The organism is Cellulophaga sp. RHA19 (genome assembly GCF_002813425.1).
GTDB lineage: Bacteria > Bacteroidota > Bacteroidia > Flavobacteriales > Flavobacteriaceae > Cellulophaga.
The window spans coordinates 1-23711 of the sequence record NZ_PHUL01000001.1 but is presented as its reverse complement, the minus strand read 5'-3'; the positions used below and the strand labels follow the sequence as shown (position 1 = coordinate 23711).

The 23711-nt window shown below is 32.1% G+C and carries 25 protein-coding genes and 2 pseudogenes; 13 read left to right on the top strand and 14 right to left on the bottom strand.

Features of this window, described 5'->3' with window-relative positions; genetic code table 11:
* Positions 1-32 precede the first annotated feature (32 nt).
* The 7 genes from pdhA (at position 33) to AX016_RS00095 (ending at position 7759) form a co-directional block, all read left to right on the top strand.
* Positions 33-1031, top strand: a complete 999-nt coding sequence (gene pdhA / locus AX016_RS00125; RefSeq protein WP_100893662.1) for a pyruvate dehydrogenase (acetyl-transferring) E1 component subunit alpha — start codon at positions 33-35, stop codon at positions 1029-1031.
* 3 nt (positions 1032-1034) lie between these two features.
* Positions 1035-2660 (top strand): pyruvate dehydrogenase complex dihydrolipoamide acetyltransferase, encoded by a 1626-nt coding sequence (locus AX016_RS00120; protein WP_100893661.1) that lies wholly within the window; start codon positions 1035-1037, stop codon positions 2658-2660.
* A gap of 85 nt (positions 2661-2745) precedes the next feature.
* Positions 2746-3705 carry a M28 family metallopeptidase gene (locus tag AX016_RS00115; protein WP_100893660.1) on the top strand — a complete coding sequence of 320 codons (960 nt, stop codon included), beginning with the start codon at positions 2746-2748 and terminating at the stop codon, positions 3703-3705.
* Positions 3705-4385: an SDR family NAD(P)-dependent oxidoreductase gene (locus tag AX016_RS00110; RefSeq protein ID WP_100893659.1), complete on the top strand. Its 681-nt coding sequence runs from the start codon at positions 3705-3707 to the stop codon at positions 4383-4385. The genes AX016_RS00115 and AX016_RS00110 overlap by 1 nt, the downstream gene beginning before the upstream one ends.
* 182 nt (positions 4386-4567) lie before the next feature.
* Entirely contained in the window at positions 4568-5167 is a 600-nt protein-coding gene (locus AX016_RS00105; protein ID WP_100893658.1) for a SprT-like domain-containing protein, read from the top strand.
* 4 nt (positions 5168-5171) lie between these two features.
* Positions 5172-6242 carry a mannose-1-phosphate guanylyltransferase gene (locus AX016_RS00100; protein ID WP_100893657.1) on the top strand — a complete coding sequence of 357 codons (1071 nt, stop codon included), beginning with the start codon at positions 5172-5174 and terminating at the stop codon, positions 6240-6242.
* Between the two features lie 11 nt (positions 6243-6253).
* On the top strand, positions 6254-7759 hold the full coding sequence (locus tag AX016_RS00095; protein WP_100893656.1) for a DUF389 domain-containing protein: 1506 nt from the start codon (positions 6254-6256) through the stop codon (positions 7757-7759).
* Here the strand turns inward: AX016_RS00095 and AX016_RS00090 are convergent.
* Together AX016_RS00090 and AX016_RS00085 are read right to left on the bottom strand one after the other, a co-directional pair.
* Positions 7756-8523 carry an ABC transporter ATP-binding protein gene (locus AX016_RS00090; protein ID WP_100893655.1) on the bottom strand — a complete coding sequence of 256 codons (768 nt, stop codon included), beginning with the start codon at positions 8521-8523 and terminating at the stop codon, positions 7756-7758. The genes AX016_RS00095 and AX016_RS00090 overlap by 4 nt on opposite strands.
* Positions 8523-9260, bottom strand: a complete 738-nt coding sequence (locus AX016_RS00085; RefSeq protein WP_100893654.1) for an MlaE family ABC transporter permease — start codon at positions 9258-9260, stop codon at positions 8523-8525. The genes AX016_RS00090 and AX016_RS00085 overlap by 1 nt, the downstream gene beginning before the upstream one ends.
* A gap of 113 nt (positions 9261-9373) precedes the next feature.
* Between AX016_RS00085 and pafA the strand changes: the two genes are divergently transcribed.
* Positions 9374-11068: an alkaline phosphatase PafA gene (pafA, locus tag AX016_RS00080; protein ID WP_100893653.1), complete on the top strand. Its 1695-nt coding sequence runs from the start codon at positions 9374-9376 to the stop codon at positions 11066-11068.
* Here pafA and AX016_RS00075 read toward each other — a convergent pair.
* The 4 genes from AX016_RS00075 to gcvP all read right to left on the bottom strand — a co-directional run bounded on the left by AX016_RS00075 (position 11065) and on the right by gcvP (position 16532).
* Positions 11065-11916 (bottom strand): glycosyltransferase family 2 protein, encoded by an 852-nt coding sequence (locus AX016_RS00075; protein WP_100893652.1) that lies wholly within the window; start codon positions 11914-11916, stop codon positions 11065-11067. The two genes, pafA and AX016_RS00075, sit on opposite strands and share 4 nt — an antisense overlap.
* A gap of 20 nt (positions 11917-11936) precedes the next feature.
* Positions 11937-12461: a methyltransferase gene (locus AX016_RS00070; protein ID WP_100893651.1), complete on the bottom strand. Its 525-nt coding sequence runs from the start codon at positions 12459-12461 to the stop codon at positions 11937-11939.
* Positions 12462-12463: 2 nt separating this feature from the next.
* Positions 12464-13522, bottom strand: coding sequence for a 3-oxoacyl-ACP synthase III family protein (locus AX016_RS00065; RefSeq protein WP_100893650.1), 1059 nt, complete (start codon positions 13520-13522; stop codon positions 12464-12466).
* 157 nt (positions 13523-13679) lie between these two features.
* Entirely contained in the window at positions 13680-16532 is a 2853-nt protein-coding gene (gcvP, locus tag AX016_RS00060; RefSeq protein WP_100893649.1) for an aminomethyl-transferring glycine dehydrogenase, read from the bottom strand.
* Between the two features lie 134 nt (positions 16533-16666).
* On the opposite strand from gcvP, the gene AX016_RS00055 reads away from it, so the two are divergent.
* Positions 16667-17506, top strand: coding sequence for a hypothetical protein (locus AX016_RS00055; protein WP_100893648.1), 840 nt, complete (start codon positions 16667-16669; stop codon positions 17504-17506).
* Here AX016_RS00055 and AX016_RS00050 read toward each other — a convergent pair.
* Together AX016_RS00050 and AX016_RS00045 are read right to left on the bottom strand one after the other, a co-directional pair.
* On the bottom strand, positions 17483-17716 hold the full coding sequence (locus AX016_RS00050; protein WP_100893647.1) for a hypothetical protein: 234 nt from the start codon (positions 17714-17716) through the stop codon (positions 17483-17485). The genes AX016_RS00055 and AX016_RS00050 overlap by 24 nt on opposite strands.
* A gap of 2 nt (positions 17717-17718) precedes the next feature.
* On the bottom strand, positions 17719-18267 hold the full coding sequence (locus tag AX016_RS00045) for a sigma-70 family RNA polymerase sigma factor (RefSeq protein WP_100893646.1): 549 nt from the start codon (positions 18265-18267) through the stop codon (positions 17719-17721).
* Positions 18268-18340: 73 nt separating this feature from the next.
* Here AX016_RS00045 and AX016_RS00040 point away from each other — a divergent pair, with 73 nt between their 5' ends.
* Complete coding sequence (locus tag AX016_RS00040) at positions 18341-18703, top strand: rhodanese-like domain-containing protein (protein WP_100893645.1); 363 nt, start codon at positions 18341-18343, stop codon at positions 18701-18703.
* Between the two features lie 2 nt (positions 18704-18705).
* Here the strand turns inward: AX016_RS00040 and AX016_RS00035 are convergent, their stop codons facing one another.
* From AX016_RS00035 to AX016_RS00010, 6 genes and pseudogenes are all read right to left on the bottom strand, one after another.
* The gene (locus tag AX016_RS00035; protein ID WP_100893644.1) at positions 18706-19593 is read right to left on the bottom strand and encodes a TIGR01777 family oxidoreductase; all 888 of its coding nucleotides are present in this window, start codon (positions 19591-19593) and stop codon (positions 18706-18708) included.
* Between the two features lie 5 nt (positions 19594-19598).
* The gene (locus tag AX016_RS00030; protein ID WP_100893643.1) at positions 19599-19997 is read right to left on the bottom strand and encodes a hypothetical protein; all 399 of its coding nucleotides are present in this window, start codon (positions 19995-19997) and stop codon (positions 19599-19601) included.
* 6 nt (positions 19998-20003) lie between these two features.
* A complete protein-coding gene (locus AX016_RS00025; protein WP_100893642.1) occupies positions 20004-20756 on the bottom strand; it encodes a methyltransferase domain-containing protein in 753 nt (250 codons plus the stop codon).
* A complete protein-coding gene (locus AX016_RS00020) occupies positions 20750-21484 on the bottom strand; it encodes a DUF2071 domain-containing protein (RefSeq protein ID WP_100893641.1) in 735 nt (244 codons plus the stop codon). The genes AX016_RS00025 and AX016_RS00020 overlap by 7 nt, the downstream gene beginning before the upstream one ends.
* A 1-nt stretch (position 21485) precedes the next feature.
* Positions 21486-21863 carry a DoxX-like family protein gene (locus tag AX016_RS00015; RefSeq protein ID WP_100893640.1) on the bottom strand — a complete coding sequence of 126 codons (378 nt, stop codon included), beginning with the start codon at positions 21861-21863 and terminating at the stop codon, positions 21486-21488.
* 7 nt (positions 21864-21870) lie between these two features.
* Positions 21871-22375, bottom strand: a pseudogene (locus AX016_RS00010) (GbsR/MarR family transcriptional regulator).
* Positions 22376-22632: 257 nt separating this feature from the next.
* Between AX016_RS00010 and AX016_RS17250 the strand changes: the two are divergent.
* The 3 genes and pseudogenes from AX016_RS17250 to AX016_RS17455 all read left to right on the top strand — a co-directional run.
* A complete protein-coding gene (locus AX016_RS17250) occupies positions 22633-22800 on the top strand; it encodes a hypothetical protein (RefSeq protein WP_198519393.1) in 168 nt (55 codons plus the stop codon).
* A gap of 294 nt (positions 22801-23094) precedes the next feature.
* The gene (locus tag AX016_RS17245) at positions 23095-23400 is read left to right on the top strand and encodes a DUF5724 domain-containing protein (RefSeq protein ID WP_198519392.1); all 306 of its coding nucleotides are present in this window, start codon (positions 23095-23097) and stop codon (positions 23398-23400) included.
* Positions 23360-23711, top strand: a pseudogene (locus tag AX016_RS17455) (DUF5724 domain-containing protein); the annotation flags it as partial. The gene AX016_RS17245 and the pseudogene AX016_RS17455, both read left to right, overlap by 41 nt.

Genomic DNA, 23711 nt, shown 5'->3' with positions numbered 1-23711 from the left:
TCTGTAAAACAGACTTTTTAAAATAGTTTTCAATGAAAAAAATAACCAAAGAAGTTTACCTTAATTGGTACAAGGATATGTTATTCTGGAGAAAGTTCGAGGATAAACTTGCTGCAGTATATATTCAACAAAAAGTTAGAGGTTTTCTACACTTGTATAATGGACAAGAAGCTGTATTGGCTGGTTCATTACATGCAATGGATCTTACTAAAGATAAAATGATTACGGCTTACCGTAACCACGTACAACCAATAGGTATGGGTGTAGACCCTAAAAGAGTAATGGCAGAACTTTATGGTAAAGTAACTGGTACTTCTCAAGGAATGGGAGGTTCTATGCATATCTTTTCTAAAGAACACCGTTTTTATGGTGGTCATGGTATTGTTGGTGGTCAAATTCCTTTGGGTGCTGGTCTTGCATTTGGAGACAAATATGCAGGTAACGATGCGGTTACTTTATGTTACATGGGAGATGGTGCTGTAAGGCAAGGATCTTTACATGAAACATTTAACTTAGCAATGCTTTGGCAACTACCAGTAGTTTTTATTTGTGAAAACAACGGTTATGCAATGGGTACATCTGTTGCTAGAACATCTCATTCTACAGAAATTTGGAAGCTAGGATTAGGATATGAAATGCCTTGTAAGGCTGTAGAAGGGATGAACCCTGTTACTGTAGCTGAAGAAGTTAGTAAGGCTGTAGAAAGAGCAAGATCTGGAGGCGGACCAACTTTCTTAGAAATAAAAACATACCGTTATAGAGGTCATTCTATGTCTGATGCACAACACTACAGAACTAAAGATGAAGTAGCGGAGTACAAGAAGATAGATCCTATTACGCAGGTTTTAGATGTTATAAAAGAAAAGAAATACGCTACAGAAGATGAAATTTCTGCAATGGACAAAGAAGTTAAGCGTATGGTAAAAGAGTGTGAAGAATTTGCTGAAAACTCTGACTATCCACCAGTAAGCCAATTATATGATATGGTTTACGAACAAGAAGATTTTCCATTTGTACAACATAAATTATAAAAGATGGCAGTTATAGTAAATATGCCAAGACTTAGCGATACCATGGAAGAAGGTACTGTTGCTGCTTGGCTTAAAAATGTTGGTGATAAAGTTGAAGAAGGAGACATTCTTGCTGAAATTGAAACAGACAAAGCTACAATGGAGTTTGAGTCTTTTAATGAGGGTGTTCTTTTACATATAGGTATACAAGAAGGAGATACTGCTCCTGTAGATTCTCTTTTAGCTATTATTGGAGATGAAGGTGAAGATATTTCTGGTTTATTATCTGGAGGTACTTCGGCTCCTGCTGCTGAAAAGCAAGAGGAAAAACCAGAAGAGACTGCTGCACCTGCAAAAGAAACTTCTTCAACCGCTATTCCAGAAGGAGTAGAGGTTGTTAAAATGCCTCGTCTTAGTGATACTATGGAAGAAGGTACTGTTGCTGCTTGGTTAAAACAAGTTGGTGACAAAGTTGAAGAAGGAGATATTCTTGCTGAAATTGAAACAGATAAAGCTACAATGGAGTTTGAGTCTTTTTACTCTGGTACTCTATTATATGTAGGTATAAAAGAAGGAGAATCTTCTCCTGTTGATGAAGTTTTAGCAATTATAGGCCCAGAAGGTACAGATGTAGATGCTGTACTTAACTCTGGTAATAGCGCTCCTGCTGCCTCAACTTCAGAGGCTCCAAAGCAAGAAGAAACTAAAAAAGAAGAAAAAGCTGCTGCTGTAGATAATACTTCTACCGATGGTAAGCGTATTTTTGCTTCTCCTTTAGCTAAGAAAATTGCTGCAGATAAAGGAATTAATTTGTCTGACGTTACTGGTTCTGGTGATAACGGAAGAATTATAAAGAAAGATGTAGAGAACTTTACTCCTTCTGCTAGTTCTAATGCGGCACCAGCAACTGCTAAAGCTTCTATTCCAGAAGCAAAAGCACAACCAGCTATATATGCACCTGTTGGTGAAGAAGGTTTTGAAGATGTTAAAAATTCTTCAATGCGTAAAGTAATTGCAAAAGTTCTTGGTCAGTCTAAATTTACAGCTCCACATTTTTACCTTACTATAGAGGTAGATATGGATAATGCAAAAGCATCTAGAGCACAAATTAATAGTTTGCCAGATACTAAAGTATCATTTAATGATATGGTATTAAAAGCTTGTGCAATGGCGTTAAGAAAGCATCCGCAAGTAAATACAACTTGGAAAGATGATGTAACACGTTACAACAAGCATATTCATATGGGTGTTGCTGTTGCTGTAGATGAAGGTTTAGTTGTTCCTGTACTTAAGTTTGCAGACCAAATGAGTTTAACAACTATTGGTGCTTCTGTAAAAGACTTAGCAGGTAAAGCAAGATCTAAAAAAATTGCTCCTTCAGAAATGGAAGGTAGTACATTTACAGTATCTAACTTAGGTATGTTTGGAATTCAAGAGTTTACGTCAATAATTAATCAGCCTAACTCAGCAATATTATCTGTTGGTGCAATTGTAGAAAAACCAGTTGTTAAAAATGGAGAAATTGTAGTTGGAAATACAATGAAGTTAACGTTAGCTTGTGATCATAGAACCGTAGATGGTGCTGTAGGAGCACAGTTTCTACAAACATTAAGAAGTTATATTGAAAATCCTGTTACTATGCTTGCATAATTAAAACAGTATTAAATTATATTAAAAAGCATCTCATTAATTTATGAGATGCTTTTTTTATCTTTAGTGCTTAAATAAATTAAATATGAAAAAGACGTTTTATTTTTTAGGTTTTTTAGCTATTGTTTCTTGTTCTAGTAGGGCGCAAGAAGTTACGGTAGATAATAAAACAGCAACAACTGCAGCCGAAGTAGAGAAAATAGTAGCCTTTTTAGCTTCAGATGACCTGCAAGGTCGTATGTCTGGTACAGAAGGTATTGCAGAAGCTGCTACTTTTATAGAAAACAATTTTAAGTCTAACGGAGTAAAACCTTATTTTTCATCATATAAAGATACATTAACAAACTTTGATGCAAGTAAAGGTGTTGCATATAATATTGTTGGTTATATAGAAGGTACAGATCCCAAACTTAAAAACGAAGTTATAATTCTTGGCGCACATTATGATCATATTGGTAGTGCCAAAGCAGACGGTGATGATGTTATTGCAAATGGAGCTAATGACAATGCATCTGGTACTTCTGCAGTTATGGAGTTTGCACGCTATTTTGGAAAAACAAAAGCAAATAAGCGTAGCATAATTTTTGCATTGTTTTCTGCAGAGGAAATGGGACTTTTAGGGTCTAAGCACTTAGCTAAGAAGCTAAAGAAAGAAAATCTTAATTTATATGCTATGCTTAATTTTGAGATGATAGGTATACCTATGCAAAACAAAGATTATTTAACTTACTTAACAGGCTTTAATGAGTCTAATTTAGCAAAAATTAGTAATAATTATGCAGGTGAAAATATAGCAGGGTTTTTACCAAAAGCTGGTGAGTTTAGATTGTTTATGAGGTCAGATAATTATCCTTTTCATCAAGAGTTTAATGTGCCTTCACAAACATATTCTACTTTTGATTTTACAAATTTTGAGCATTATCACAAGGTTGGTGATGAGCCAAGTGTAATGGATTTTAATCATATGGCTAGTCTTATAAATAAATTTGTTCCCGTAATAAAGGGTATTGTAAATTCAGATACAAAAGAAATAAAATACAATTAATGGCAAATATTATAATTACTGGTTGTAGTAGAGGAATAGGGTTTCAAATGGCACAGTTGTTTGCAAGTAATGGACATAAAGTTTTAGCATTGTCTAGAAATAATGAGCCAATAGCATCGCTCAAAAATCCAAATATTTTTTCATTTTCGTTTGATATTTCAAAAGAAGAAGATTTAAATAAAGTAGAAGAGTTTATAAACACTAACTGGAAACAAGTAGATGTATTAATTAATAATGCAGGAAAATTAGCCAATAAACCTTTTTTAGAAACTACAACAGCAGATTTTGAAGCTGTATATAAAGTAAATGTTTTTGGTGTAGCAAGTATTACAAAATTGGTAATACCTAAAATGCCTAAAAACGGACACGTAGTAACTATTAGTTCTATGGGAGGTGTGCAAGGCAGTGTTAAATTTGCGGGCCTATCTGCATACAGTTCTAGTAAAGGAGCTGTGGTAACGTTAACAGAGCTGTGGGCAGAGGAGTTTAAAGAAACCGGACCTTCTTTTAATGTACTTGCATTAGGTGCCGTACAAACTGAAATGTTGGAAGAGGCTTTTCCTGGTTACAAAGCACCAATTACCGCTTTAGAAATGGCTGAGTATATAGAGAATTTTGCCCTTACTGGACATAAAATGTATAATGGTAAATTGCTACAAGTTAGTAACAGTACACCTTAGTTTAACTAAAGAAATATATAAATTAACAAAACTGTCTGTTTGTAAAATAGGCAGTTTTGTTTTGCTATATTATATCTAAAAAGTACAACATCAATAAATAAAGAAAAGAAAAAGTTGTATTTTACTACAAAATATACTTAAAACCCTAGTGTTAACAGGTAGAATCTGTTATTTTTGTGTATATGGAGAAAACCCTTCTGAAATACTTGCCAGAAAGAGCTGTTGCGCCTTGTGCTTCTTTAATTAAAGCCAATGCAGTACATCTTAAAATTGTTGGTGATAGGGTTACGCGTCACGGTGATTATAGAAGGTTGTCTAATGGAATGCATCAAATAACAGTAAATGCATCATTAAATAAATATAGATTTTTAATCACTTTAGTACATGAAATAGCACATTTGGTAGCTTTTGAAAAATACGGGAGACGAATAAAGCCTCACGGTTTAGAATGGAAAAAAACATTTCAGGCGTTAATGTTGCCTTTTATTAGGCCAGAAATTTTTCCAACAAAAGTGCTTCCTGTTATTGCAAATCATTTTAAAAATCCAAAGGCAAGTAGTGATACTGATGCTAAGTTATCGTTAGCATTAAAGCAGTTTGATCCTATTTCAAATAAAACATATATTTTTGAGTTACCAATTGGTAGTGTCTTTAGAATTTATAATGGTAAATTATTTAAAAAAGGAGCAAAAAAAATAAAAAGATACGAGTGTATAGAACTCTCTAGTGGTAGAACGTTTGTTTTTCAGCCCAATGCAGAAGTAGAACTTATAAAAGACTAATCATATGAACAGTAATTATTACGCAGTTATAATGGCAGGTGGTATTGGCTCAAGGTTTTGGCCGGTAAGTACAGCTGAATATCCAAAGCAATTTCATGATATGTTAGGTTCTGGTGATACACTAATTCAGAAAACCTTTAAAAGGCTTAATAAGTTTATTCCAAAAGAGAATATATTAGTGTTAACCAATGAGAGTTATAACAGCTTAGTTTTAGAGCAATTACCTATGCTTACACAGGATCAGGTAGTTTTAGAGCCGGCTATGCGTAATACAGCGCCTTGCATTTTATATGCAGCATTAAAAATCAAGAAAAAAGATCCTAATGCTGTTATGATTGTTGCTCCTAGTGACCATTGGATTGAAGATGAGCAAGCTTTTGAAGACGACGTTAAACAGTGTTTTACGAAGTGCGAAAATGAAGCTGTATTATGTACTTTAGGTATAAAACCAACATTTCCTAATACAGGGTTTGGGTATATAGAGTTTGATAAGAATCCGGCTATTGAAATTAAAAAAGTAAATCAGTTTAGAGAAAAACCAGATTACAATACAGCAAAGGACTTTATTAGTCAAGGTAATTTCTTGTGGAACGCAGGTATATTTATGTGGAGCGTTAAAACAATAGTTGATGCATTTAAAGCGTTTCAGCCAGAGCAATATAATTTATTTTTTGCAGGTATGGATAGCTATAATACTAATGATGAACAAAAGTTTATTGCAGATAATTATGCATTAGCAGAAAATATATCTATTGATTACGCCATTTTAGAACACTCTAAAGATATTTATGTGTTACCAGCTACTTTTGATTGGAATGATCTTGGTACTTGGGGATCTTTATATGACAAGCTAGATAAGAATGAAAATACGAATGCAGTAGTTGGAGCAAAATTGCTAGACCGAAATGCAACAGGCAACATTGTGCGTACCAAAGAGAACAAAGTTGTAGTTTTAGATAGTTTAGATAATTACATTGTAGTGGATAAAGAAGATGTTTTGTTAATTTGTCCAAAAGAAAAAGAGCAAGACATAAAAGTTATCTTAAACGAGGTAAAAGATAAGTTTGGTAAATAATACCATTGTGTATGAGTAATAATACAGAGCAAAATAATAACGTAGCTGGTAGTGAATCATCAGATAACGTAAAAAAAGATTTTCAGGGTTTACTTGGGTCTACTAAAAAGTTTTTAAAGGAACTTTTAGATATTCGTAATAATACAGACCAAGAAGCTACTAGAGAGTCTATAGTGGCAGATATACCTTTTAAGGGGCATACTTCTTGGATTTTAATTTGTTCTATTTTTATAGCTTCTATTGGTTTAAATGCCAATTCTACAGCAGTTGTAATTGGTGCCATGTTAATTTCTCCATTAATGGGGCCTATTTTAGGAATGGGTTTATCATTGGCTATTAATGATATTGATACGTTGCGTCGTTCACTTAAAAATTTTGGGGTAATGGTGGTGTTAAGTATACTTACTGCCTTTTTATTCTTTAAGTTTTTTCCTTTACGAGATGAGTCTTCCGAACTTTTAGCACGTACAGCACCAGATATTAGAGATGTTCTTATTGCATTTTTTGGTGGTTTAGCCTTGGTTATTGCACGTGCAAAAAAGGGAACAATAGCCAGTGTTATATTTGGTGTGGCAATTGCAACAGCTTTAATGCCTCCTTTGTGTACTGTAGGTTTTGGTTTAGCAATTGGTAACTGGGATTATGCAACGGGAGCAATGTACTTATTTACTATTAATACTATTTTTATTGCTTTAGCTACATTTTTAGTTATAAAAATATTACGTTTTCCAATGGTGCGTTACGCTAACTCTGAGCGTCGTAGATTAATTAGTAGGCTTGCATCAATAGTTGCAATATTGGTTATGGTGCCTGCAAGTTGGACATTCTTTAAGGCTTGGGAGGAATCTCAGTTTAAAAGTCAGGCTCAGCAATTTATAACAGAAAATATAGCAAAGTATAAATTTGCGGGTAACGGATTGTATTTAAATAATTTAACTAATATTGAATACCACGGAGGTGATAGTTCTTTGTTTGATAAAATATTTAGAAAGAATAAAAATGAACAAAAATCTGTAATAGAAGTAATGTTTATGGGCGAAGAATTAGTGCCAGATAATATTATTGCTAGTTGGAATGAAATAAAAAATGAAGATTTTAAAGAGCTTGCAAATACAGATTTAAAAATTATTCAGGGTTCTAAAAATAAAGAAGTAGATCAAATAAAATATGTAGAAGAGTTATACCAAGCTAAAAAAGCTGAGTTAATGGGTAAAGAGGAAAAAATTGCCTTATTAGAAAAAGAGTTAACTCAATTACAAAAAATTGTATCTAAACAAATTCCTTTTAATGACGTTAGTGCAGAAGCTAAAGCTAATTATGAGAATTTGGCCTCTATAGGTTATTCTTATACTATACGTACAGACTTTAAAAAAGTAGATACTATCCCTGTTTTTGAAATTAATTGGAAACCCAAAACAAAATCAAAAGACAAGCAAGCTGATGCTAAAAAAATAGCGGAGTGGTTAAAATTAAGATTAAAAGATAAAAATATTCAAGTTAGAGAATTAGCAAACTAATTTCTTTCTTCAATATACATTTGTCTTACTTTTTTAAATAGCTCAGAAGAATAAACAAAATCTGTGACAGCTTTGTTATCGGTTTTAAAAATTTCTTTATTTGTGCCTTCCCATTCTTTATGTCCGTTTTTAAGAAATAAGATTTTTTCTCCTATTTCCATAACAGAGTTCATATCATGAGTGTTAATCACAGTTGTGATATCATATTCTTGAGTAATTTCTTGAATAAGGTTATCTATTAGTATAGCGGTTTTAGGATCTAAACCAGAGTTAGGCTCATCACAAAATAAGTATTTAGGGTTCATTACAATTGCTCTTGCAATGGCTACCCTTTTTTGCATACCTCCAGATATTTCTGATGGGTATTTATGGTGTGCATCAATTAAGTTTACTCGCTTTAAAACAGTGTTAACACGGTCTTGCATTTCAGATTTAGGCTGTTTTGTAAACATTTCTAATGGAAACATTACGTTACCTTCAACAGTAAGAGAATCAAACAAAGCACTGCCCTGAAAAACCATTCCCATTTCTTGTCTTAAGTTTCTTTTTTGGTCGGCAGACAAATCGTTATAAATATCTCCATTATAGCAAATGTGTCCTTCATCCGGAGTAAATAAGCCAAGTAAACATTTTAAAAATACAGTTTTACCAGATCCACTTTGCCCAATAATTAGGTTTGTTTTTCCTTTTTCAAAACTAGTGGTTACACCCTTTAAAATGTGTGCGTCACCAAAAGATTTATGTAAGTTGTCTACTTCTATCATTATCCTAATAGTAATTGAGTTAATATGTAGTTTAAAATAATAATAGCAACACTTGTCCAAACAAAGGCAGTGGTACTTGCTTTACCTACTTCCAAAGCTCCACCTTTCATATAATAACCGTGAAAAGATGGTATTGTGGCAATAACAAAAGCAAATATTATAGATTTTATAAATGCGTAAGTAACATGGTAAGGTATAAAGTCTAGTTGTATTCCTTCAATAAAACTTGCACTTGTGGTAAAACCACCAAAAACACCAGCGATCCAGCCTCCAAAAATACCAACATACATTGCAATGGCTATTGCAAACGGATATAATAGTAAAGCTATAATTTTAGGAAATACTAAGTAGTTTAAAGAGTTTACCCCCATAACTTCTAGAGCATCAATTTGCTCTGTTACACGCATAGTTCCTATACTAGATGTAATGTAAGACCCAACCTTACCTGCCATTATTATAGAGGTAAACGTAGGGGCAAATTCTAAAATAACAGATTGTCTAGCAGCAAAACCAATTAGACTTTCTGGTATTAAAGGGTTGGTAAGGTTTAAAGCAGTTTGTATGGTTACTACACCACCAATAAAAAACGAAATAAATATAATGATACCCAAGGAACCAAAAACCAATTCGTCTATTTCTTTTAAAATAAGAGTTTTCATAATAGACCACTTTGTGGGTTTTTTAAAAACCTCCTTAATCATTATAAAATAACTGCCAATAGATGCTATGTAATTCATATAAAATAGACTTCTGTCTGTAAAAATAATAATATTAACTCTCATTTGACATTCAAATAAAAAAATTAAAAGTTTATTTATTTACTTTTACGGTATCAATAAAATTATTTGCAATGAAGAGAAGTCTATTTGTAGCATTATTAGCTGTTTGTTTTATGACAAATGTAGAGGAGGTTAATGCGCAAAAAAAATCTAAAAGAAAAAGTAAAAATGATGTAGAGCAGCAAAGAGCTACCCCTATAAAAACAACTCCAAAGTTAGTTGTTGGTATAATTGTAGACCAAATGAGGTACGATTATCTTACTCGTTTTTATAATCAATATGGAGAAGGCGGATTTAAACGTATGATTAATGAAGGGTTTAATGCTAAAAACCATCACTATAATTATTCACCTACAAGTACTGGTCCTGGACATACCTCTGTTTACACAGGTACAACACCAGCTATGCATGGTATAATAGGTAATAACTGGTATGATAAAGATTTAGGGGTAAATGTATATTGTGCAGGTGATAGCAACTATAACAGTGTAGGAACAAGTGGTTCTGAAGGAAAAATGAGTCCACATAGAATGTTAACTACAACCGTTACAGATCAGTTACGTTTACACACTCAAAAAAAAGGTAAAGTAATTGCTGTAGCTATAAAAGACAGAGGTGCTGTACTGCCTGGTGGTCACGCAGCTAATGCCGCATATTGGTTTATGGGTAAGGATGAGGCTAATTTTATAACGAGCACGTATTATATGAACAGTTTACCAAGTTGGGTTACTGCTTTTAATGATTCTGATGCTGCTGAAAAATATAAAAAATCTTGGACTACTTTAAAAGATATTAGTACTTACATAGAGAGTGGTTCTGATGAAAACAATTACGAAGGAAAGTTTAAAGGAGAAACAAGCACATCATTTCCTCATAATTTACCAGCTATTTGGGAGCAAAATAGAGGTTTTGACATTATAAAAGCAACTCCATACGGAAATAGCTTAACAGCAGATTTTGCAATTGCAGCTTTAAAAGGAGAAAATTTAGGTAAAGATGAAATTACAGATTTTTTAGCTGTTAGTTTTTCATCTACAGATTATGTAGGTCATCAATTTGGAGTAAATTCTAAAGAGATTGAAGATACTTACATTAGATTAGATAAAGACTTAGAAAGGTTATTTAAGGAATTAGATAAAGAAGTTGGTAATGGCGAGTATACAGTATTTTTAAGTGCAGACCACGCAGCAATACAAGTTCCTACATATTTAAAAGATAGTAAAATACCTGGTGGTTATGTAAATTATAAAGATATGTCTACTAAGTTAAATGAATGGGCTAAATTTAAATTTGGTTCAGGAGATTTAATTAAAAATGTATCTAATAATCAAATATTTTTAGATCATAAAGTAATTGCTAATTTAGATTTAGAACTGCAAAAAGTACAAGAAGCATTTGCACAGGAATTACTTACGTTTGCAGATGTAGATAAAACATATACAGCATACCAAATGTGGCAAAATAACTATACTAAAGGGATACCTTATGTTGTGCAAAATGGATACAACCAAAAGCGTTCTGGTGATGTAATAGTGGTATTAAAACCGGGTTATATAAGTTACTCTAGAACAGGGTCTACACACGGATCACCTAGGGTTTACGATACTCACGCTCCTCTATTGTTTTTTGGAAAAGGAATTAAAAAAGGAAGTACAGTTAATTTAACAGAGATACCAGATATTGCACCAACAATTTCTTCGTTATTAGGAATGGCTGCACCAAACGGAACTACTGGTCAACCTATTGAAGCTGTTTTAAAAAACTAAAACAATTTACTTTTAATATTCTTCCAACGAAGTTCACGAATAAAATTGCCTTCTTTTGGTGTAACCAAAAAGGGCAATTTTTCTTTTTTAGCGTTTTTGTAACCAGTTAAGTTATCAAAAAATACGGCTATTTTATTTTGCTTTAAGGCCATTTTTAAAGATGCAATACAACTTATTGTAAAGCCATATCGCATACGGTACATTGCTTGTCCTTGTAGTAGTTTAGCTTGTTTATTATATGCGTTTCCTGTAGGTCTAAGGTGTTTTACTTTTAAACTATTGTCTGTAAAAATTGTAAAATTGTGGTATTGTGCTAATAGTTCATCTACTGTATCCCAACCCATAGCACTACGTAAACCTTCTATTTTAGAAAAGCAAGACTTACGGTAGGCTTTAAATGCTCCACGAACGTGGTCTTTATTCATTGGGTGGTTTAATTTCCAATTACCAAATTTGTCTTGTTCGTAAGCAAAACCGCCAGCTATACCAATTTTTTTATCAGATTTAAAAATAGAAATAATTTTTTCGAAATAATTTTCTGGTAAAATGATGTCGGCATCTAATTTTACTATAAAATCATAGTCATTATCTGTAACAGCTAAACCTTTATTAAACGCATTTACAACTTTACTACCAGGCATATGTTTAATAGAAGATGTTGTATTTACTATTTTAAAGATGGCTTGTTTTTCTGCGTATGAATCTAAAATAGTAGCAGTAGCATCTGTAGAATTATCATTTACAATAATTACTTGTTTTGGTTTTTTTGTTTGATGAAGTATAGAGTCCAAAGTCTTTTTTATAAAAGCTTCTTCATTGTGAGCGGGAATTATAATGTAATACTTCATACTAAAAAGATAAAAAGATATTATTTTTTTCTTTCTGCATAAACAATATAATATCTAGGAGTAAAACTACGTAGAATTGGTCTTATGCCAATTTTTTTAATAGGGTTTGTCCACTTAGCAGTATCTTTTATTTCCCAACCAGCTTTTTCTAATAGCCAATCAAATTGCCAATCTTCAAATTCGTGGTAATGTCTATCCCACTTGTCAGTTTTGCTTCTGTAAGCAGGAGAAAACCATAAGTTAAGCGGAATGCTTGTAACTAATTTATCGCTCTTTATTTCTTTTAAAATATTTAAAGGAGCTAATAAATGTTCAAAAATTTCAAAGGCAGTAACTACTTCTGTATTATTGTTTAATACCGATGAAAAATCTGAATCTAAATCTTCTCCATTGGTATTTATTACATTAAAACCTTGTGTAGTCATTAGCTTGGATAAAGGGTTGCTTACACCTAAATCTAAAATGCTCTCATTAGTGTTAATGTGCTTGTTAAGAAACTCTAGCGTGTGTTTAAAACGTTTGCTAGGATATGTTTTTTCGTACATTTTTAATATCTGTAAACTATGGCATTGATGTTCATACCAGCGCCAACACTCGCAAATATAACAACATCTCCTTTTTTTACAGCGTGATTTTCTAATTTTCCTCTTTTTACTAAATCAAATAGAGTAGGTACAGTGGCTACAGAGCTATTACCAAGTTTATAAATGTTCATAGGCATAATGTCTTTTGGCATTGTCTTTTTATACAATTTGTAAAACCTTTGTATAATAGCCTCATCCATTTTTTCATTAGCTTGATGTATAAAAATTTTCTTTACATCATCAATGTCTACATCACTTTTGTCTAAGCAATCTTTCATTGCTTGTGGTACGTGTGTAACTGCAAACTCGTATATTTTACGACCATGCATTTTAATATACTTTGTATTATTGTTTTCTTCTTTGTTATAAGATTCTCCAAAGAATAGGTAATTAGCTTCATTATGGGCGTAAGTTGCCACGTTGTGAGCTAAAATATCACCTGCATTTTCTGTATTTTCTATTATTGTTGCTCCAGCGCCATCAGAATATATCATAGAGTCTCTATCATAAGGATCTATAACCCTAGATAAAGTTTCTGCTCCTATAACTAAACATCTATTAGCCATAGCAGATTTTATAAAAGCATATGCCTGTATCATTCCTTGTATCCAACCAGGACAACCAAATAAAATGTCAAAAGCAACACATTTAGGGTTTTTAATTTGTAGCAAGTGTTTAACTTTTGTTGCTAAACTTGGTAGCGTGTCAGACTGTGTTTGTCCGTGGCTAACATCTCCAAAATTATGAGCAACAATAATATAATCTATGCTTTCCTTATCTATTTTGGCATCTTCAATAGCTCTTTCTGCAGCTAAATAAGCAATGTCTGATGTGTTGAATTCTTTTTTTGCGTATCTCCTTTCTGCAATTCCAGTTATTTTTTTAAACTTTTCAATAATAACCTCATTTGAATTTGGAATGGGAGACCCATCTGTATTTAAAAAAGTATGATTAATAAAGTCAGTATTTAAGGTAGTTATGGATGGTATGTAACTACCTGTTCCTGTAATTCCGATATGCATAATTAGTTTTTAATTTAACAGGATGAAGTTACAAAAAACACTTTAAATAAACTATGCGTGCATAATAAATTGTATGATGTTCAAGTAAAAAAAAATGATATAAAAAAACCGCTTAGAAAGATCTAAGCGGCTGTAAAGCATTGTTTTTACTGTGTTTTTATGCTTCCATATAAGCTTCAATAGGAGCGCAAGTACATATTAAATTACGGTCTCCATACGCTTCATCAACACGTCTTACTCTAGGCCAAAATTTATTATCTGCAATATGCTCTAAAGGAAATGCAGCTTTTTGTCTGCTATAAGGAAAGTCCCAAACGTCATTAGTTATCATTTCTAAAGTGTGCGGAGAGTTCTTTAAAACATTATTAGGATTGTCTAAAGTAGCTTCATCAATTTCAGCTCTAATAGATAACATAGTGTCACAAAAACGGTCTAGCTCAACCAAACTTTCACTCTCAGTAGGCTCTATCATTAATGTACCAGCAACTGGGAAAGATACTGTTGGCGCATGAAAACCGTAGTCCATTAAACGCTTAGCAATATCAGTAACTTCTATTCCGTTTTGTTTAAAAGGTCTGCAGTCAATAATCATTTCGTGTGCAGCTCTTCCTTTTTCTCCAGTATATAAAACATCAAACTTACCGTTTAATCTTTCTTTAATATAGTTGGCATTTAAAATTGCGATAGAAGTAGATTGTTTTAGACCAGCCTCTCCTAGCATAACAATATAACCGTAAGATATTAAGCAAACTAAAGAACTACCCCAAGGAGCAGAAGATATAGCAGTTATAGCTTTTTCTCCTCCTGTTTTTATTACAGGGTTACCAGGTAAAAACGGAACCAATTGTGGAGCAACACAAATAGGACCAACACCAGGACCACCACCACCGTGAGGTATGGCAAAAGTTTTGTGTAAGTTAAGGTGACAAACATCTGCGCCAATATTACCAGGGTTAGTTAAACCAACCTGTGCATTCATATTAGCACCATCCATATAAACTTGTCCGCCATTATCATGTATTAGTTGTGTAACTTCTTTAATTGAAGACTCAAAAACACCGTGCGTAGATGGGTAAGTAACCATTAATGCAGCTAAATTGTCTTTATGTAATTCGGCTTTTTCTCTTAAATCTGTAACATCTATATTTCCGTAATCGTCTGTTTTAGTAACAACCACTTTCATACCTGCCATAACTGCAGAAGCTGGGTTTGTACCGTGGGCAGAAGCAGGAATTAGACAAATGTTTCTGTGCGCTTCGTTTCTAGACTCGTGGTAAGCTCTAATTACCATTAAACCAGCATATTCTCCTTGTGCACCAGAATTTGGTTGTAAAGATGTTGCTGCAAAACCTGTAATTTCACTTAAATGATCTTCTAATCTTTTTAATAAAATTTGATATCCTTCTGCTTGATCAATTGGAGCAAATGGGTGAATATTACCCCATTGTGCAGAACTTAAAGGAAGCATTTCTGATGCCGCATTTAATTTCATTGTACAAGAACCTAAAGAAATCATAGAGTGGTTTAATGATAAATCTTTACGCTCTAATTTTTTTATGTAACGCATTAATTCTGTTTCTGAGTGATAAGAATTAAAAACTTCATTTTCTAAAAATGGAGTGTTACGTTGTAAATTACCAGGGATAACAGTTTGTACATCTTCTGTAAATGAAGCTGTATTTTCTACCTTATTAAGCTCAGAAAAACAAGCCACTATTGTAGCAAAATCTTTTTTAGATGTTGCTTCGTTTATAGAGATAGACACTGTAGTATCATCTATATAATTAAAGTTTATTTTTTTGCTTACTGCAATTGCTTTTAAAGCACTTGCATCTTTTACTTCTACCTTAATAGTGTCAAAAAAAGCAGAGTTAAGTTGTTTAAAACCTAATTTTTCTATTGATGTAGCAGTATTTATAGCAATGTTATGTACTTTATTAGCAATATACTCTAAGCCTTTTGGACCGTGGTATACAGCATACATACCAGCCATAACAGCTAATAATACTTGAGCCGTACAAATGTTAGACGTTGCTTTATCTCTTTTTATATGTTGCTCTCTAGTTTGTAACGCCATACGTAGAGCAGGTTTGCCGTCTGTATCTTTAGTTACACCTATAATTCTTCCAGGAATGTTTCTTTTGTAAGCTTCTTTTGTAGCAAAAAATGCAGCGTGAGGTCCACCATATCCTAACGGAATACCAAAACGTTGAGTAGTACCAACAACAACATCTACTCCAAATTCTGCAGGAGCTTTAAGTTTTACTAAACTTAATATGTCTGCAGCTACAGCAACTTTTATATTATTGTCATTACAGTTTTCTACAAAGCTAGCATAGTCATTTACTTGTCCAAATTTACCAGGGTACTGCAATAAAGCACCAAAGAAATCTGCTCCAAAGTTAAAATCTTCATGATTACCAATAACAAGTTCTATACCTATTGGTGTAGCTCGTGTTTGTAATAATGATAATGTTTGTGGTAGTATTTCTTCAGAAACAAAAAACTTAACTACATTTTCTTTTTTTTGAGGTCTGCTACGTACATCAAAAAGCATTGCCATTGCTTCTGCAGCAGCAGTACTTTCATCCAATAAAGATGCGTTTGCAAGCTCCATACCTGTTAAATCGCAAATCATTGTCTGAAAATTTAACAAAGCCTCTAAACGACCTTGAGCAATCTCTGCTTGGTATGGTGTGTAGGCAGTATACCAACCTGGATTTTCTAGAATATTTCTTTTGATAGGAGAAGGTAAAAGCCCTTCATTATATCCTAAACCAATATAAGATTTAAAAACCTTATTTTTATCAGCTAATTCCTGTAAGTGCTCTAGGTATTCGTTTTCACTTAAAGCTTCAGGTAAATTTAAGTTCTTTTTTAACTTAATATCATCTGGGATAGTTTCGTATATAAGCTGATCTAAATTTTCAACTCCAACGGTTTTAAACATCTGTTGGTAATTTTTTTCATTTATACCAATGTGTCTTGAGGCAAACAAATCTGTTCTCATATTCTAGAGTGTTTTTATAAAAAGATGCGCAAAATTAATGATTAATTTTTTTATAATTGATAAATTTTACAGTACTTCACTTAAAGTTTTTAACGATTAATTAATGTTATGAACACTTTACTTACATTTGTATAATGAAATTAGCAAAACAAATTTTTAATTTTTATCTAGATGCAAGCATTCATGTGGCTGTATCTGTGTTTTGCCTTTTAGAGATTACAGCAGTACTTTTAAATATTAATATTAATCAGAATTTAGCTTATTTCTGTTTTTTTAGTACAATTGCTTGTTACAACTTTATTAAGTATGGAGTAGAGGCAGAAAAGTATATTTTAGTAGCAAACAGATATTTTAAAAACATACAAGTGCTAAGTTTCTTGGCAATGGGTTGTGCTGTTTATTTTGCTTTCTTTTTACATAAAGATGTTTGGTTATGTATTGGAGCTTTAGGTTTATTTACAGGTTTATATGCGTTACCTGTTTTACCCAAAGCTAAAAACTTAAGAAGTTTTGGTGCATTAAAAATATTTATGGTAGCCATTGTGTGGGCTGGTGTTACTGTTTTATTACCAGTTTTGTCTGCTAATATGAGTGTTACAACAGATGTTTGGATAGAGACTTTTCAGCGTTTTTTAATTGTATTAATTTTACTGATGCCTTTTGAAATTAGAGATTTAGCTTATGATTCTCCTTCGTTAAAAACAATACCTCAAAGGTTTGGTATTATTCACACAAAATTAGCTAGTGGTATTGTTGTATTAATTTTCTTTTTTACAACTTACCTAAAAAATACAATTACTCCTTTAGATCTAATAGCAAAAGGAATTCTTTTTCTAAGTTTTGGCTTTTTAGTTTTGTATACACAAGGAAAACAAGGAAAGTATTTTGCTTCTTTTTGGGTAGAAGCTTTTCCTATATTTTGGTATGTTGTAATTTACGCTATAAATTATTTACTTGGTAACTTCTTCTTGTAGTTTTTGCTTCATCTTAATCTTTTCTTGTTCTGTTAAAGATTGCAAGTGAGCTTTTTCACAAAGTGATGTAAACTCTGTATTTCTTTTAGAGAACTGTGGACAAGTTTTGCAAATTAATAAATGAAACTTAAGGCTAATCTTTTCTAAAAAAGAAGCTTCTTTGTATTGTATTTTGTTGCAGATTTTAGCTGCTTTTTCGCAAGAAATCATAATTAAAACCAATTAGTATTTAAGCATCCCATTAAAGTTGTTCTGGCTCTATGGATTATTACCCATAGGTTAGACGCATTAATGCCAAGGTCATTACAAATATCTTCTGTACTTATTCCTTGTATTGTTTTCATTTTAAAAACCAACGCTTGTTTTTTAGGCAATTTAGCAATACATTCTTGAATTGCAAGACCTAATTCTTCATTTTCTAAGTCACTATTCTCTAGCTTACTAAAGGGGTCTGCTACTTGTTCTTCTAACCAGTCTCCGTCTGAGTCTATGTTAGAGTTGTAAGACATTCTAACCTCTGCTTTACCTTTGTTAGAGTTTATTTTACGGTAGTGGTCTATCACTTTTCGTTTTAAAATGGCAATAAGCCAAGTGCGTTCAGCAGCATCACCTTTGTAATTTTTTGCAGATTTTAGACCTGCAAAAAAAGTTTCTTGTACTAGGTCTTTAGCAATTTCAGAATCGCTTACTCTAGCTACTGCATAATTAAATAAATAATCTGCGTAGTTATCTACCCAAGTGTTAGGATTAAGGTGGTGCATTAGTTCTTGTTGATTTTTCAAATGTAGGGGATTTTAATTAAAATGTTTAATTTTGACCAAAACAATCTTTTTTATGAAATCTTTTTTTAGCGTACTTTTTTTTGCATTGGTAATTACGGCTTGTTCACAAAGTAAGTCAAAACATATCACAGAATTTTCACAGAATGATATTAAAAATGCGTTGTTAGTAGATGTACGTACTTCTGAAGAGTACGGTTTGGGTCATTTAGAAAATTCTAAAAATGTAAATGTACTTAACGATTCTTTTGTAAGTTATTTTGATAGTATACCAAAAACAAAAACTATTTACGTTTACTGTAAAAGTGGAGGAAGAAGCGCTAAAGCAGCAGCTAAATTAACAGAGTTAGGTTATAACGCTATAAATTTAGAAGGTGGTTACGATGCTGTAAAAGAAAAAAATACTGCTAAAAAGTAAGTTTATTTTAAAATATCTTTTAGGGCAGATTTTAACGTATCAAATCTAAACTCATAACCATTCTTCTCTAACTTTTCTGGGTAAACTTTCATGCTATTTAAAATTAGGCTAGGTTCTGTGCCAATTATAAATCCGCCAATTTTTAGCATCCATGAAAAAGCAGGTAAGCCAAAAGGTACGTTTAATGTTTGCCTAATAGTACTCATAAGTTTTGTGTTAGATATTGCATCTGGTGCGGCAACAACTATTGGACCAGTAATAGCTTGGTTTTCTATGGCGTAATTAGTTGTTGCAACAAAATCTTTAGTGTGTACCCAGCTAACCATTTGTTTGCCACTTCCTTGTTTACCTCCTAAACCAAGTTTGGTTATTTTTTTTAAAGGAATTAATGCTCCGCCTTCTTTACCAAAAACTAAAGAAATACGTAGAGCAACTTTTCTTGTGTTGGGATTTTTTATAGCGTTAAAAGCTTTTTCCCATTCTAAGCCAACGTACAGCATAAAATCTTCTCCGTTTTCTTCTTTGTTAGGATGAGATATAGCAGCAGAAGATGCATTTAACCACACTTTTGGTGGATTGGCTACCAAATTTATGGCATTGCCTAAAGCGGTAGTAGATTCTGTTCTAGAATTTAAAATAAGGGCTTTGTTTTCTTTTGTGAATCTACAGTCTACAGATTTACCAGTTAAATTTATTAATACATCTGCATTGTTTAAACTAGTATGCCATTTGTTAATTGTTTTAGCATCCCAGTTTACGTAACTTATATTTTCTTTTTTGCGAGACTTTCCACGAGTTAAAACAACTATTTCATTGTATTTACTAGTATAAAAATCTATTAATTTATTTCCTAAAAAACCCGTTCCTCCTGCAATAACTAGTTTGCTCATACTATTTAGTTGTTAAAATATATTATAAAAAATATAGTAGATAAATATACCCAAAATCCAGAGAATATAATGTGTATTGTGGTCTCAAATTTTTTGCCTTTCCATAAGTTTTTAGAATACACAAAAAACTGAAAAAATAAACGTATTGACCAGAATACAGCAAGCCCTAATACTAGTTTATTTCCTAAGGTTGTTTTTATTAATTCTGTTGCAGATGTAACACATAGCAAACCCATTAAGAAGACTGTTAATGCAATAAAAAAAGTGTGTGTAGTCATCATTTGCCTGTTTATTAACGCCAATGGTTGTAGCTCTGTTCTCCAGTTAAAGTATTTAGGAAAAAAGATGTGTGCCAAAGCAAGAACCATTAATAATATGCCTATAATATGTAAGTGAATTTGCATAATTCTTTATTTGCTATAGTTAAAAACCGTCATAAACGGTGTAAATTTCACTTCTTTAATTTTAGATAAGCCAGCATTTTTAAACGCATTTTGCCAAGTTTTTTTACTAAAAAAATGAGTAAAACCAATAGAAAAGGCTAAAAAATTAGGTACGTCTCTTAGGTGCTCTACCATTATAATTTTTCCCTCTGGCTTACATATCCTTTTACACTCAGTTAAAAACACTTCTTTTTCTTTATTGCATCTAATTTCGTGTGCTGCCGATAATAAAAATACAAGGTCTATACTTTGGTCTTTAAGCGGAATTTTGCTTGTTGTTATTTGCTGTGTATTTGGATATGTTAAACTTACCTTACGTGCGCGTACTATGGCAGGTTCTGTGTGCTGTTTTTTATTATAAAAATCGAATACTTTAATGTCTGATGTAGGAAAGTTTTTTTTAAGGATAAAACTTGTTTCATCAAAACCAGCATTAATATTTACAATTTTTTTTATGCTGCTACTTTTATTTATGTGTGTTTGTAGCCATTTAAAATTGTAATAACCTGAAAAATCGTAAACGTATGCAGAAACTAGAAGCGGAGTTACTAAACCATAAACAAATACACTAACTGTAACCCACAATATAATAGCAGGTAGTTTTAATAGTAGTATAGCAGTTATTAGAATAACTAGTACTAGTAAACCTAAAATATAAAAATGCCTGTTAAAGCTTAATATGTTACGTACTCCTTGAAATTTCTTGCGTTTTGTTACCATAATTCTAGTTTTCCTTTTTTCCAGTAATACGGAATATTAGTAATTAGAAAAGCATTTGCTAAAATTGGATTTTTAAATCCGGCTTCTTTTAAAAAATTAAAGTGATATTCATTAATATGTATAGGAGAAGGTTTCCAATTTTGTCGGACACCTTCAATAACTAAAATGCTATTTTTTTCTTTATTGTACGTAAAGGTAAATGGTAATGGTCCTGCAAACCTGCGTGCCTCTTTGTAAGTGCTAAAGGGTGAGTTTTTTGGCAGGTTAATATCGTTTAAATTATTGCTATAATTAATTTTAAAGTTTGATTTTAAAGAGGTTATTTGTGTGTTTTTTTGTTCTTTTTTTATTGTAATGTCTGTTGTAGTGTAGTTGTAATGCGTAAAAATATTACCCATAAACTGCATTTTCTTTTTATTGGTTTCAGACTTTAAAATGTATAATCCTCTTAAGCGTTTACCGGCCTTATTAGTGTAAGTAACAAATATTCTATAGCCAATTAAAAAAAAGTTATTACCCATAAATTTAGGCAAACCTTTAGGTCTCAAATCTTTTGTTTGTACCATTGCAACAGCTACAAAAGCCCATTTGTCTTTAAAGGTGTCTAGCTGTAAGTGCTTAGGTATTTTATGTGCCAATTCTTCTTTAGGAATAGCAAAAGTAAGTACGGTAGAGTTTGTAAAAAACGCTTCAACCGCAAACGGATGATTTTTAAAAGATGCTACCATACTAGTTCGTTTTTTTTAAGTAAAATTCATTATAGAATATCACACAAATTAAGAGAAAAGCAAAAACTATATTGTATTTGCCCCAGAGTAATAAATCTGGCACTAGAGTAAATTCTATAATATTCATTACACCTATTATTAGTATTTGTAGTATGGAGTTTACTCTAGATTTATAACCACTAACAATCCAACCTGCCATAAAAATTTCTAATACTCCAATGCTAATAGTTAGCGGTTTTGCAAAATCTTCTCCTAAAATGCGACTTACAATTTGCATGTGCCTTGGAACTAAGTTTAGCACTTTACACAATAAGCCGTTGGCAAGCCAAATAAGCCCAATAGCAATTGTTACTATTTTATTTAAGATGTTTTTTTGCATTGCTGGGTTAACTAAATATTTTTAAAATAGATTTTGTTATCCAATTTTGCTGTTGATTAGCCATTTTATTTTAAAAGACTATCTGCAGTCTCTGTTAACTCGCACATTGCCTTTGTTTGTTTAATAAACTCATCAGTTTCTTTAGTGCCATCTGGTGCTATATTGCTAATTTCATTTAAAACTTTTATGGTTGGTTGTAACTCTCTTCGGCTACGTTCTTTTGCAATTATACGTGCCAATTCTTGCACATCTTTTTCAGTTGTAAAATATTCTTTACGTTCACCAGCTTTAAACTCTTTACTCACAATACCCCAGTCTATAAGTTGTCTTAAATTCATACTTGTGTTACCTCTAGAAATCTGTAATTCATCCATAATTTCTTCCATAGAAAGGGCATCAGTAGAAATAAATAAGAGCGACTGTATTTGAGCCATTGCTTTGTTAATTCCCCACAGCGTACCTAAGCTGCCCCAAGTATTTATAAATTTTGATTTAGCTTCTGTGTAGTTCATCTTTTAAAAACTTAAATTCATTACAAATATATATTAAATATTTTAAACTTTCAGTAATTATTGAAAGTTTGGTTATGTTGAATAGGTTGAACACAATTTACAGTAGTAGATAAATCCCAAAATTCAGGGATAAATAATGTTTGTAGTCTTAATAATTTGCAAAAGTTTTAAGATCAAACAAAATAAGAATATAAAGACTTAGTTTATATTTAAACCATAGTAAACAAAGCCTCAATTTAGAAAAGAATAAAACCCATATGATTCCATTTGAAAAAGCACAAGCGTATATTAAAAAGTATAAAAAAGAAGAGTTAACAGACGCAGATTTTGAGCAGTTTTCATATCCGTACCAAGTGCTGGGTATGATAGTGGCAGATGTGCTTAACCCACGTCAAAGGCACGAGACTGTAACTATTTTTTTCTAATGTTTTTTGATGATGAAACTACGGTAAATCCTTGGGCAAACAGAAGAAGGTATTCGTTTAGGATCTTTTTTGTTTGGAGATATACAATCTCCTTTTTTTACCAGTGTTATGGAGTATGTTTTAATGCTTTTGCCTTACCAAAATGGGTATAGCCGTAGAGCTTTTAGAACAAAGCCAAAACACAGATCATCTATATAATAAAATTAGAATATTTTTAAACGTTTGTTATATGCTAATCGTTAGTGGTTTTGGTTATCTGTCACTAAAAGAACAGTTTCAGTTACTCTACGTATTTTGATAATAGATACAGTTACTTTTTTTGCTGTTGTATTGGAGTTTAAAGGTGAGTTGGTAGATGAGGTTGTAAAAGATATTATACAGGCCGAAGATGAAATTGGAGGTATAAGTAGAGATATAATAAAAGGTTTACTACTTACTAAAAAAGAGGAGTATTGGGAGTTAGTAGCTAAATTATTATTGGCAGCGCAGCGCCAAGAAGGGTTAAGGCAAACTATTTTAGAGTCTATTGATACTACTAGTTTAGGAGCTTTAAAAATATATGATGAATGTAATTTTAGAGAACGATTTAACTCGTTTTAGTAGTGTAGTTAGAGCAGTAGACACTTGGTTTGGTTTTGGTTGGGAAGCTCCTAAAAAAATCTACAATAAAAAGAGTTTTAGAGTTAAGTAGAGATCATATTTTAGATTTAAATAATATTGATGACTGTTAACCAGTAATGATAATTTAGAAATTTATGTTGGCCTTTGGGCTATAGGTTTAATTAATGTAGATGCTGCCAACCAAAAAGCATTAGAGCTGGTTTATAAAACAGATAGTTTAGAGAAAAAAATACTGTGTCTGTATTTTGTTAGTCAAACACAACGTACTCAGAATAGCATTGTTGATTACT